This is a genomic window from Streptomyces sp. DSM 116795 (assembly GCF_055792905.1).
Map to the genome: position 1 here is coordinate 5,451,869 of NZ_CM147707.1, position 12,373 is coordinate 5,464,241.

Annotated in this window: 8 protein-coding genes; 5 read left to right on the forward strand and 3 right to left on the reverse strand. The window is 73.1% G+C overall.

Going from position 1 to position 12,373, the window contains the following annotated elements; all coding sequences use genetic code 11:
- Positions 1-80: 80 nt before the first annotated feature.
- From ACSMXX_RS23490 to ACSMXX_RS23500, 3 genes are all read right to left on the reverse strand, one after another.
- The gene (locus ACSMXX_RS23490; protein ID WP_473180675.1) at positions 81-890 is read right to left on the reverse strand and encodes an ArsR/SmtB family transcription factor; all 810 of its coding nucleotides are present in this window, start codon (positions 888-890) and stop codon (positions 81-83) included.
- A gap of 136 nt (positions 891-1,026) precedes the next feature.
- On the reverse strand, positions 1,027-1,779 hold the full coding sequence (locus tag ACSMXX_RS23495; protein ID WP_473180676.1) for a SanA/YdcF family protein: 753 nt from the start codon (positions 1,777-1,779) through the stop codon (positions 1,027-1,029).
- Positions 1,780-1,850: 71 nt separating this feature from the next.
- Positions 1,851-4,022, reverse strand: a complete 2,172-nt coding sequence (locus ACSMXX_RS23500) for a molybdopterin oxidoreductase family protein (RefSeq protein ID WP_473180677.1) — start codon at positions 4,020-4,022, stop codon at positions 1,851-1,853.
- A 317-nt stretch (positions 4,023-4,339) separates the two neighbouring features.
- Here ACSMXX_RS23500 and ACSMXX_RS23505 point away from each other — a divergent pair, with 317 nt between their 5' ends.
- The 5 genes from ACSMXX_RS23505 to ACSMXX_RS23525 all read left to right on the forward strand — a co-directional run bounded on the left by ACSMXX_RS23505 (position 4,340) and on the right by ACSMXX_RS23525 (position 12,345).
- Positions 4,340-5,182: a sirohydrochlorin chelatase gene (locus tag ACSMXX_RS23505; protein WP_473184927.1), complete on the forward strand. Its 843-nt coding sequence runs from the start codon at positions 4,340-4,342 to the stop codon at positions 5,180-5,182.
- Positions 5,183-5,281: 99 nt separating this feature from the next.
- Positions 5,282-6,766: a deoxyguanosinetriphosphate triphosphohydrolase family protein gene (locus ACSMXX_RS23510; RefSeq protein WP_473180678.1), complete on the forward strand. Its 1,485-nt coding sequence runs from the start codon at positions 5,282-5,284 to the stop codon at positions 6,764-6,766.
- A 348-nt stretch (positions 6,767-7,114) separates the two neighbouring features.
- Positions 7,115-8,398, forward strand: coding sequence for an NAD(P)/FAD-dependent oxidoreductase (locus ACSMXX_RS23515; protein WP_473180679.1), 1,284 nt, complete (start codon positions 7,115-7,117; stop codon positions 8,396-8,398).
- 291 nt (positions 8,399-8,689) lie between these two features.
- Positions 8,690-10,615, forward strand: coding sequence for a DNA primase (dnaG, locus tag ACSMXX_RS23520; RefSeq protein WP_473180680.1), 1,926 nt, complete (start codon positions 8,690-8,692; stop codon positions 10,613-10,615).
- 422 nt (positions 10,616-11,037) lie between these two features.
- The gene (locus ACSMXX_RS23525; RefSeq protein ID WP_473180681.1) at positions 11,038-12,345 is read left to right on the forward strand and encodes an RNA polymerase sigma factor; all 1,308 of its coding nucleotides are present in this window, start codon (positions 11,038-11,040) and stop codon (positions 12,343-12,345) included.
- The last annotated feature ends 28 nt before the right edge of the window (positions 12,346-12,373 follow it).

The following is a 12,373-nucleotide window of genomic DNA, read 5'->3' on the forward strand; positions in this document are numbered from 1 at the left end:
GCAGACCACCGGCGCGGCGGCAACTCATCGGTGCCGGCGGAGTTTCTCCCGCGGGACGGAGCCGGTCGCGGCGCCGCCGGTCAGGAAGCCTCGGCGGCGGGCTCGGGATTGGGCATCGTCTCGCCGGTCTCAAGCAGGGTCTTGAGGTCGGAGAGAAGATGCGGCCAGCCCTGGCCGACCATCTCCAGCAGGGGGCTGCCGGGCTCGAAGTCGTCGTGCACGACGGTCAACTTGACCAGCTTCCCGAGTGGTTCGATCTCGAAGGTCACCTTCGACCGCCGCTCACCGGCCACTTGGGCGAGTACGTCCTCGCCCACCCCGGCGACCTCTGCCCACTCCGGGGTGAAGGTGTGCCAGGTGTACGACAGCCGCCGGAAGGGCTCGGATTCGAGGACGACCTGAGCGGGGTCCTCGGTCCTTCCGCCGTGCGCGTTCCAGACCATCGTCGATCCCGCTTTCCAGTCCGTCTCGAAGGTGGTCTCCCAGTAGCGACGGGTGAAAGCCGGGTCGGTCAGAGCCTGCCAGAGCCGTTCAGGCGTGGTGCTGATGTACGTCGTGTAGACGAACTCGGTGCTGTTCATGGGTTCTTGCTCCAATGCTCGCTTCAGATCCGCGAGTGCCTGGGCGCGCTCGCGGTCGTACTGGTTGATCCAGCGCTCCGCGATGGCATTGATGGGCACGGCGTTGAGGTGGTGCAGCTTCTCCCGGCCACGCCACACAGTGGTCACCAGGTTGGCCGCCTCCAGCACCGCCAGATGCTTGCTCACCGACTGGCGGGCCATCTGCAGACCGGCGCAGAGCTCGCGCAGGGTCTGCCCGTTGCGGGAGTTCAGGCTGTCGAGCAGCAGCCGGCGACTGGGGTCGGCCAGCGCCTTGAACACCTCGTCCATCTCTCCATCCTCGAATACGCAGCCGATCGGCTGCATGAAATATAGGCAGCCCATTGGCTGCATGTCAACGCTGGGGAAGTCTGGGATGCCCCCAGGACAAGTGCTGGGTGACTTCGACGACGCATGCCTGCACGCCCTAGCGGTCCGCGCCCCGGTGTGCGTCCGCCAACGCCCGTTCCACGCCCGGCTCTTGCGGTCCGAGGAACTGCGGGTCCGGTGTCACGCCCGCTTCGAACGCCGCCTTGGCGGCGCTGGGGATCTCGCGCAGACCGCCCGCGTACCAGGTGGCGTCATGCGGCTCCGGCACGGCGACGCCGTACGAGTCGATGCCGGCGGCCCGGCACAGCGCCGTGGCGCGGCGGATGTGGAAGTCCTGGCTGACCAGCAGGGCGCGGCCGACCCCGAAGAGGCGCGCGGCCCGCGTGCAGGAGTCCCAGGTGTCGAAGCCCGCGTAGTCGGCGGCGATGTGCTCAGCCGGGACGCCCCGCTCGGTGAGGTAGGCGCGCATGGCCTCCGGTTCGTCGTACTCCTCGCGGCTGTTGTCGCCCGAGACCAGGACCGCCTTGACCTTCCCGCGTTCGTACAGTCCGGCGGCAGCGTCCAGCCGGTGCGCGAGATACGGGGAGGGCTCGCCGTCCCACAGTCCGGCGCCGAAGACAAGCGCGACGGGCGCGGACGGGGCGTCCCCGGCGCCTGCCTCCACCCGTACGTCGCCGGTCGACAGCCGCAGCCAGGTCGCAGGCAGCAGACCGAGCACGCAGCACAGCATCGCCGCCTGTACGGCACGTCTGCGGCGGGTCGCGCGGGTCGCGCGGCTCCTGCGGGTCGCGCGGGCGGAGCCGGCGGCACGGGCGTTGTGCGCCGGGTCCGCGGCGGGTCTGTCGTGCATGACTGTTGCGACGCGTCAACCGGCGGGTGCGGTTGCGCAGTTGGTCGTAGCTGGCCGCAGGGGCCGCGGATCTACGCCGCTGGGGGCGCCGCGGCACCGGGGTCCGCCCGCTCCACGCGTACCGCGCAGACCTTGAACTCCGGCATCCGCGAAACCGGATCGAGCGCCGGATTGGTGAGGGAGTTCGCGCGGCCCTCGCCGTCCCAGTGGAAGGGCATGAAGACCGTGTCGGGCCGGATGCCGCGCGTCACCCGCGCCGGCGCCACCGCGCGTCCGCGCCGCGAGACGACCGCGAGCGCGTCGCCGTCCCCGGCGCCCAACTGCTCGGCGAGCCGCGGGTGCAGCTCGACGAACGGGCCCGGCGCCGCGTCGTTGAGCGCGCCGACGCGCCGCGTCTGCGCGCCCGACTGGTACTGGGAGAGCACCCGGCCCGTGGTCAGCAGCAGCGGATAGCCCTCGTCCGGCTCCTCGGCGGCCGGACGGTGCATCACGGGTACGAAGCGGGCGCGTCCGTCCGGCGTGGCGAAGCGGTCGAGGAAGAGCCGCGGCGTACCGGGATGCGGGGGGTGCCCTGCTTCGGCCTCGCCGCCGGACCGTTCCGGGCAGGGCCAGAAGACCCCGTCCTCCTCGGCGATGCGGTCGTAGCTGATGCCCGAGTAGTCCGCGGGACCGCCCGCGGAGGCGCGCCGCAGCTCGTCGAAGACCTCCTCCGGAGCCGCCGGGAAGCCCTTCTCCCAGCCGAGCCGCGCCGCTAGGGCTTCCAGCACCTCCAGGTCCGTACGTACGCCTTCGGGCGGGTCGGCCGCCTTGCGGCGCAGCAGCACACGGCCCTCCAGACTGGTAGTCGTGCCCGTCTCCTCGGCCCACTGCGCCACCGGCAGCACGACGTCGGCCAATTGCGCGGACTCGGACAGCACGACGTCGCAGACGGCGAGGAAGTCCAGTGCGCGCAGCCGCTGTTCGACGTGCGCGGCACGCGGCGCGGAGACGACCGGGTTCGAGCCCGCCAGCACCAGCGTGCGCACGTCGCCGCCGAGCGCGTCGAGGAGTTCGTACGCGCTGCGCCCCGGACCCGGCAGACTCGCCGGGTCGACGCCCCACACCCCGGCCACGTGTTCGCGGGCCGCGGGGTCGTCGAGTCTGCGGTAGCCGGGCAACTGGTCGGCCTTCTGGCCGTGTTCGCGTCCACCCTGGCCGTTGCCCTGCCCCGTCAGGGCGCCGTAGCCGGACAGCGGGCGGCCCGGACGGCCCGTCGCCAGGCAGAGGTTGATCCAGGCGCCGACGGTGTCGGTGCCCTTCGAGTGCTGCTCGGGCCCGCGCGCGGTGAGCACCATTGCGTGCTCGGCGTCGCAGAACAGCCCCGCGGCGCGGCGCAGTTCGGGCACGGAGACCCCGGTGACGCGTTCCACCAGCTCCGGCCAGTGCGCCATCGCGGCGCTGCGTGCCTCCGGCCAGCCGCTGGTGCGGGCCTCGATGTACTCCGTGTCGAGCCTGCCCTCGGCGACGATCAGGTGCAGCAGGCCCAGCGCGAGCGCCAGATCGGTGCCCGGGCGCGGCGCGAGATGGAGGTCGGCCTGCTCGGCGGTGCGGGTGCGGCGCGGATCGACGACGATCAACTTGCCGCCGTTCTCGCGCAGTTCGGTGAGGTAGCGCAGCGCGGGCGGCATCGTCTCGGCGAGGTTCGAGCCGACGAGTACGACGCAGTCCGTACGGGCGACGTCCGCGAGCGGGAACGGCAGCCCGCGGTCGACGCCGAAGGCCCTGGTACCGGCCGCGGCGGCCGAGGACATGCAGAACCGGCCGTTGTAGTCGATCTGTGAGGTGCCGAGCACCAGACGGGCGAACTTGCCGAGCGCGTAGGCCTTTTCGTTCGTCAGCCCGCCCCCGCCGAAGACGCCCGCCGCGTCCGCGCCGTGCTCCTCCCGCGTACGGGCCAGCGCCGCGGCGACCAGATCGAGAGCCTCGTCCCAGCCGGCGGGCTCCAGTTCGCCGGAGGAAGCGCGCCGTACCAGCGGCTGTGTGAGACGGGCGTGCGGGGCGAGCACCTCGGCCGCCGTGCGGCCCTTGCCGCACAGCGCCCCCCGGTTCACGGGGAAGGACGGGCGCTCCGCGACCTCCAGGCGGGTCCGCCCGGCGCCGTCCGCCGCGGGGCGCAGTGTCATGCCGCACTGCAGTGCGCAGTACGGGCAGTGCGTGTCGGTTCCGGAAGGGGCGGAAGGGGATGAGACGGGCTCCACGTGCATGGCGCCAGCGTCGGGCAGGCCTGTTACGGGCGGCAGCCGCCCAGGTAACACCCCCGGCAACCGCTCCTCAGCGCCCCGCCGTCTCGCCGGTGAGGTGCGGCGGCTGTGAGGGCATCGCAACGAAGCCGGCGGGCCGCCGCAACAGCGCCGCAAAGACCGCCCGGCAACCTCGCTCCATGACGGCGTCGCTCCCACCCGAATCCGGCCCCGGCCACGGCCACGGCCACGGTCACGGCTCCGGACCCGGACCCGCCCCGGGTCCCGGCTCCGGTCCCCGCCCGGGTCCGCTCCACGGTCTCGACAGCACGGCGCAGCTGATGACCCGGGTCACGACCCAGCTCCACTCCCAGCTCGCCGCGGTACGTCCGCACGCGGCCCCTGTGCTCGTCGCGGTCGCCCACGGCTCCCGCGACCCCGGTGCGCTGCGCACCGTCACCGCGCTGCTCGCGTCCGTACGGTCGCTCAGACCCGGTCTCCGTGCCGTGCTCGGCCACATCGAACTCGACGAACCCGCCCTGGCGCACACTCTGGCCGGGCTTCCGGCCGGCAGCGAAGTGGTGCTCGTACCACTGCTGTTCGGACGGGGACACCACGTGAAGCACGACATCCCGCGCGCGCTTGCCGCGGCCCCGCACCTGCGCGGCACCGTCGCGGAACCCCTCGGGCCCCATCCGCTGCTCGCCGAGGCCCTGCACACGCGGCTGACGGAGGCGGTACGGGCGCGCCGCGACGACGCGGCGCCGGAGGCCGCCGACCCTGGGGCCGCAGCCTTGGACACCGCCGACCCGGACGCCGTCGTGCTGGCTTCCGCCGGTTCACGCGACCCTGAGTCCGCTGAGGGCGCCCGGCGCATCGCGGCCGGCCTGCGCGAACGGCTCGGCGGCACGCCCGTGCTGCCCGCGTACGCCTCCGCCGCGAGCCCCACGGTGGCCGAGGCCGTGCGTACCCTGCGCGACGCCGGACGGCGCCGGATCGCCCTCGCCTCCTGCTTCACCGCCCCCGGTCACTTCGCCTCCCGTTGCGCGGCCGAGGCGCCGTGGGCCGCCTCGGCACCCATCGGCGACCATCCCGCGCTTGCCCGGCTCGTGCTGCACCGCTTCGACGAGGCACGGGCGGCGGCCCTCGGGGCAAGGCGCACGGCGAGTCCCGTACACGCATAGGGAAGCCCGCACGGAGATCACGCGCAGCGCGCACAGAGGAGCACGCGCACGGCGGCAGCCGGAGGACCCGCGTGCCACCGGTGCCGCTACGGTCGGCTTATGCACGGCACGTACGACACAGAGGCCACCGGCACGGAGGCCGCCGGCACCGGGACCGGCACCGGGACCGGCACCGGCACCGGCGGTGCTCCCGCGCCCTACGGCCCGTCCGACATCGAGCGCTGGGCGCCCGAGCCCGACAAGCGGCCGGGTCGCACCGCCTTCCAGCGCGACCGTGCCCGTGTGCTGCACTCGGCCGCGCTGCGCCGGCTCGAAGGCAAGACCCAGGTCGTCGCGCCGGGCAGCAGCGCGCAGGCGTGGGACGCCAGCCCGCGCACCCGTCTCACCCACTCCCTGGAGTGCGCACAGGTCGGACGCGAGCTCGGGGCGGCGCTCGGCTGCGACCCGGATCTGGTGGAGACGGCCTGTCTCGCACACGACCTTGGGCACCCGCCGTTCGGGCACAACGGCGAACGCGTACTGAGCGAGATCGCCGCGCCCTGCGGCGGGTTCGAGGGCAACGCGCAGTCGCTGCGGCTGCTCTCCCGGCTGGAGCCGAAGCGCTTTCTCGAGCCGGACCCGGGCTCGGACCCGGCCCCGAGCCCGGACCCGGACGCGCACCCTGGCCCGTACCCGCCCCCCGGCCCCCGGCCCGGTCCCGCCGCCGACGACACGGACGGGACCAGGTCGGGCAGCAGACGCACCGGCGCCCGCGCCCTGATCCCCGTCGGCGTCAACCTCACGCGCGCAGCCCTCGACGCCGCCACCAAGTACCCCTGGACGCGCGGCTCCCATCCCACCGACCCCGCCTCACCGAAGTTCGGCGTGTACGAGGACGACCTTCCCGTCTTCACCTGGTTCCGCCGCGGCGCACCCGGCGACCGTACGTGCTTCGAGGCGCAGGTCATGGACTGGGCGGACGACGTGGCCTATTCGGTGCACGACGTCGAGGACGGTCTGCACGCCGGCCACCTCGACCCCAATCTGCTCCTCGCCGAGCCCGAGCGCCGCGACATCTTCGCCGTCGCCGCGCGCCGCTACGCGCCCGGCACCGACCACGCCGAACTCGCCGAAGCCCTCGACCGGCTGCTGGACCAGGAGTGGTGGCCGCACGGCTACGACGGCTCCGCCGTCGCACAGGCCCGGCTCAAGGACGCCGCGAGCCAGCTCATCGGCCGGTTCTGCCTCGCGGCCGAGGGCGCCACGCGAGCCGCGTACGGTTCCGGACGGCTCACGCGCTACGCCGCCGAACTCGTCGTTCCGCGCGGCGTTCGCCTGGAGTGCGCGGTGCTCAAGGCCGTCGCGGACCGCTATGTGATGCAGCGTGACGAGCTGGAACGTCTGCGGGCCGACCAGCGGGTCGTGCTCGGCGAGCTGGCGGACGCGCTGATCTCGCGCGCACCCGAGGGACTCGACCCGCAGTTCCGGGCCCTGTTCGGGGAGGCCGGGGACGACGCGGCACGGCTGCGGGTGGTCGTCGACCAGATCGCCGCCCTGACGGACGTGTCGGCACGCTCGCTCCACATGCGCCTCACCCGCCCCTAGGGTCTGTCTGACAAATCCCGTCTGGGGAGCGGCGCCTGGCACGCACACTCTCCCCCACTTCGTGGGAGGTGCCCCCAGCGTTGTCGGTCGTCGGCGCAGCCCGCTGCGCTCTCGCCCCCTGGGCCTGCCGGCCCGGGAGGTGCCCCCACCCTCCGCCTTGCGACCGCACGCCCCAGACACCGCTCCCCCCGTCCTACGGACGTACGACGCTATCTGTCAGACAGACCCTGGCGGGTGTCCGGTTGTGTCCGACGGGCCGCCGGGGCCTCTTCCCGCTGCCCGCCCGATGCGGGAGGCTCGAACGGCGACGTTTCCCGTCGGGGGGTCAGATCAGCGAGGAGGAACCAAGTGGTCGACGCACACCGGACGTTCGTCATCGTCGGCGGAGGGCTCGCCGGGTCGAAAGCCGCAGAGGCCCTGCGTGCCGAAGGCTTCACCGGACGGGTCATCCTGATCGGCGACGAGCGCGACCACCCCTACGAGCGTCCGCCCCTCTCCAAGGGGTATCTGGCCGGTTCCGACGAACGCGAGAGCGTGTTCGTGCACGAGCCCGCCTGGTATGCGGGCGCGGACATCGAACTCCACCTGGGCCAGACCGTCGTACGCCTCGACCGCCCCGCCAAGAGCCTGCAGCTCGGTGACGGTTCCCGCCTCCACTACGACAAGCTCCTGCTCGCCACCGGCGCCGAACCGCGCCGCCTCGACATCCCCGGCACGTCCCTCGCCTCCGTGCACCACCTGCGGCGCCTCGCGCACGCCGACCGGCTGCGCGGCCGGCTCTCGGCACTCGGGCAGGAGAACGGACACCTCGTCATCGCCGGCGCGGGCTGGATCGGGCTCGAAGTCGCCGCGGCCGCACGGGCGTACGGGGCGGAGGTCACCGTCGTCGAACCGGAACCGACGCCCCTGCACTCCGTGCTCGGCCCCGAGATGGGCACGCTCTTCGCCGACCTCCACCAGGAGCACGGCGTGCGCTTCCACTTCGGGGCCCGGCTCCGCGAGATCACCGGAGCGGACGGCATGGTGCAGGCCGTACGGACCGACGACGGAGAAGAACACCCGGCCCACGACGTGCTCGCCGCCATCGGCGCCGCACCGCGCACCGCCCTCGCCGAGGCCGCCGGGCTGGAGCTCTCCGCAGGGCCGGGCGGGGGAGTCGCCGTGGACTCCGCGCTGCGCACCTCCGATCCGGACATCTACGCGGCCGGTGACGTCGCCTCGGTGCGGGACACCCCGTGGGGCGCCCAGCTGCGCGTCGAGCACTGGGCGAACGCCCTCAACAGCGGCCCCGCCGCCGCGCGTTCGATGCTCGGACGCGAGGTCGTCTACGACCGGGTGCCCTACTTCTTCTCCGACCAGTACGACGTGGGCCTGGAGTACTCCGGCTACGCGCCGCCCGGCACCTATGACCAGGTGGTGTGCCGCGGCGACGTCGCCAAGCACGAGTTCATCGCCTTCTGGCTGCGCGAGAACCGCGTACTGGCAGGGCTCAACGTGAACGTGTGGGACGTGACCGGTGCCGTCCAGGACATGATCCGCTCCCGCGTCACCGTCGAGCCGGAAACGCTCGCCGACCCGGACGTACCGCTGAGCGACCTCGGCGACGGCGACGACGGCGCCGGGAAGGGCTGAGAGGCGACGCCGCCGGGGTGGAGCCGGAGCGGCGCGTGCCGCCCGCGCCTGCCGCGGTGGCGACTTCCGGGCGGGCGGACGGCAGCGGCTCCGCCCGTGCCTGCCGCGGCGCGGCAACAGCGATGCGGTGCCTGCCGCGGCGCCCGAGGCGGCGGGCGCGACAGCGCCACCGCGTGACGCGGACGCTCGGCGCCGCCGCCCGTCGCGCCCGGCAGGCAGCGGTCCCGCCGCGGGCTCCGCACCCCGCCCGGGCCGGGCTGACGTGTCGGCGGCCCGCCGTACAATTCCGGTGTGGCGGGCAGGATCAACGACGAGGACGTGAAAGCGGTGCGGGGGGCGGTCCCCATCGACACCGTGGTCTCCGAGTATCTCCAGCTGCGCAACGCCGGCGGCGGCAATCTCAAGGGCCTCTGCCCCTTTCACGACGAGAAGTCCCCCTCGTTCCACGTCAGTCCGGCCAAGGGCGTCTTCCACTGCTTCGGCTGCCAGGAGGGTGGGGACACCCTCGACTTCGTGATGCGGGTCGACCACCTCTCCTTCTCCGAGGCCGTCGAACGCCTGGCGGGCCAGGCGGGCATCACGCTCCGGTACGAGGAGGGCGGATACGGCCGCTCCAGCCAGCAGGGCGAGCGCACCCGGCTCGTCGATGCGCACAAGACGGCCGCGCAGTTCTACGCCGAGCAGCTGCAGAGCGCCGAGGCCGAGACGGCCCGGCGCTTCCTGACCGAACGGGGCTTCGACCAGTCCGCGGCCGAGCACTTCGGCATCGGCTACTCCCCGGCTGGCTGGGACCACCTCGTGCGCTTCCTGCGCGGCAAGGGCTTCTCCGACCGGGAGCTGACCGCCTCGGGCCTCGCGCAGGAGGCCCGCAACGGGCGTCCGATCGACCGGTTCCGCGGCCGTCTGATGTGGCCCATCCGCGACATCACGGGTGACGTCGTCGGATTCGGCGCCCGCAAGCTGCGCGAAGACGACAACGGCCCCAAATACCTCAACACCCCCGAGACGCCGATCTACCACAAGTCCCAGGTCCTCTACGGCATCGATCTGGCCAAGAAGGACATCGCCAAAGGCAACCGCGCCGTCGTCGTCGAGGGCTACACGGACGTCATGGCCTGCCACCTCGCCGGCGTCACCACCGCCATCGCCACCAGCGGCACGTCCTTCGGCGAGGGCCACATCAAGATCCTCCGCCGTCTCCTGATGGACAACTCCGGCTCGGAGGTCATCTTCACCTTCGACGGCGACGCCGCCGGGCAGAAGGCGGCGCTGCGCGCCTTCGAGGACGACCAGAAGTTCGCCGCCCGTACGTCCATCGCGATCACACCCCAGGGCATGGACCCCTGCGAACTGCGGATCGCCGAGGGCGACGAGGCGGTGGCGAAGGTCGTCGAAGGGCGCTCGCCGCTCTTCGAGTTTGCCATCCGCTCGATCGTCGGGCAGCACAACCTCGATACGGCCGAAGGCCGTTCGGCCGCGCTGGAGCAGGCGGCGCCCGTCGTCGCGCAGATCAAGGACCCGTCCATCCAGCACGAGTACGCGGTGCGTCTGGCGGGCCTCCTCGGCATCCTGGACACGCAGTTCGTCGTACGGCGCCTGGGCCAGCTCGCCCGCCGCCGCACGGGAGGCCCGGGCACGCCGCGCGGGGGCACGCCCGGGCAGGGGCCCTCGCCCGCTCGCGCGTCAGCCGCGCAGGGGGCGCCGCAGCAGACGGCGGCACGCGGCGGGCCCGCCCTCAACCTGCGCAGCCCGGCACACCGGGTCGAGCGGGAGCTGCTCAAACTCGCCCTGCAGCGCCCCGAGTTGGTCGCCCCGGCCTTCGACGCCTACGGCACGGACGAGTTCACCGCCCCGCCCTACGCCGCCGTCCGTGAGGCCGTCGAGGCCGCAGGCGGCGTGACCGGCGCCGGCGACGACCTGGTCGGCCTGGTCCGCTCCGCCGCGCCCGACGACAGTGTGCGGGCCCTCGTGCACGAACTCGTCGTCGAGCCGCTGCGCAGCGCCCGCGGTCGTGAACCGGACGAGATGTACGCGGGGATGCAGCTGGTCGCCGTGCGCCTCGCCGCCGTCAACGCACGCATCGCCGACCTCGAAAGCAGCGCCCGCCGCCTGGAGGCCCAGCGCGACGACGAGCGTTCGGCGGCCGTACGCCAGGAGATCTGGACGCTCACTCAGTACGGCCGCTCCCTCCAGGAGCGCGGCGCGGCGGCGCTTTAGGCCGTCTCCGGCAGATCAGCCGAACGTGCAGTCCCCTGAGCCTCGCCCAGGGTGGGGGTCCCCCCAGCGCAGCGAGGGGGAGTGCCCCCAACGGCCATTGTCCCCACCGTGGTTGACCACCGTTGCGGAGGAAACAAACCTGCCGCAACGGTGTGAAACCCGCCCCATGAGGGGTCCGGCAGCATGCCCGACTGCCCATTCGGGGGCACTGCCTGGGCCGGGGACCGGGGGTCGCGGGGGCCCGGGTGGCCCGGGGGAGGACCACACCACCGGCGTCACTGCCCGGTCCTCCCGCGCCCGGGTCGCGGGCACAGCGGCGCGGAGCCGCGCGGTTGCGCGGCACGGCCGCCAGGCCGTAGCCGTACGTATGCGAAAAGTCACCGCCCATCTCAAAAACCGGGCGCACGACCCTCGTGGCCGGAGTGTGTCGTACCCCACACTGGTGTGCGGTGCTTGAGTCCTCGGACCGGGGCGTGTGCCGGCCGTACTTGCCGGAGAACCCCCCGCGGATCCGAACAGCATGTACGCCGCCCCCCGAACCGGCAGCGAGCACACTGGAGGTCGCCCCCGTGCAGACCCGGACCCTGACCAGCGCGGCGCCGGCCGCCGCCCCGACGGTTACCGCCACGGCCGCCGCCCCGGCTCCCGCGGCTCCTCCGCCCGTTCACACTCCGCCTGCCCGGCCCGCCGCCCCGTCAGCCCCGCAGCCCGCTGCGGCCGCACCGCTCGCACCGCCGCGGGCCCGTCCGGAGGCCGATGCCGGGGCCGGAGACGGCATCCCGGCGAGGCAGGAGAAGCAGGAGGCTCCGGGCAGCGGCACGTCCGCCGATCTCTTCCGGCAGTATCTGCGCGAGATCGGCCGCATCCCGCTGCTGTCCGCCGCCGAAGAGGTCGAGCTCGCATGCCGTGTCGAGGCGGGGCTCTTCGCGGAGGTGAAGCTCACCGATCCGGCCACCCACCCCGACGGGCGCCTCGCGCACGAACTGGACCAGCTCGTCGTGATGGGCAGGATCGCCAAGCGCCGTCTGATAGAGGCCAACCTCCGGCTCGTGGTCTCCGTCGCGAAGCGGTACGTGGGCCGTGGTCTGACCATGCTCGACCTGGTGCAGGAGGGAAACCTCGGCCTGATCAGGGCGGTTGAGAAGTTCGACTACGCCCGCGGCTACAAGTTCTCCACGTACGCGACCTGGTGGATCCGGCAGGCGATGTCCCGCGCGCTGGCGGACCAGGCCCGCACGATCCGCGTGCCCGTGCACGTCGTCGAGCTGATCAACCGCGTCGTACGCGTCCAGCGCCGGCTGCTCCAGGAGCGGGGCTGCGAGCCGACCCCCGACGACGTCGCAGCGCATCTCGACCTCACCGGTGAACGCGTCACCGAGGTACTGCGTCTCGCCCAGGAGCCGGTGTCGCTGCACGCCCCGGTCGGCGAGGAGGACGACGTCAACCTCGGTGACCTCATAGAGGACGGAGACGCGCCCTCACCGGTGGAGTCCGCCGCGTTCCTGCTGCTGCGCGAGCATCTGGAGGCGGTGCTCTCCACGCTCGGCGAGCGTGAACGCAAGGTCGTCCAGCTGCGTTACGGACTGGACGACGGGCGGCCGCGCACCCTGGAGGAGATCGGCACGCTCTTCGGCGTGACGCGGGAGCGCATCCGGCAGATCGAGTCCAAGACCCTCAGCAAGCTCCGCGACCACGCCTTCGCGGACCAGTTGCGCGGCTACCTGGACTGACTCCGGACGTGCGGACGTACGGACGGAC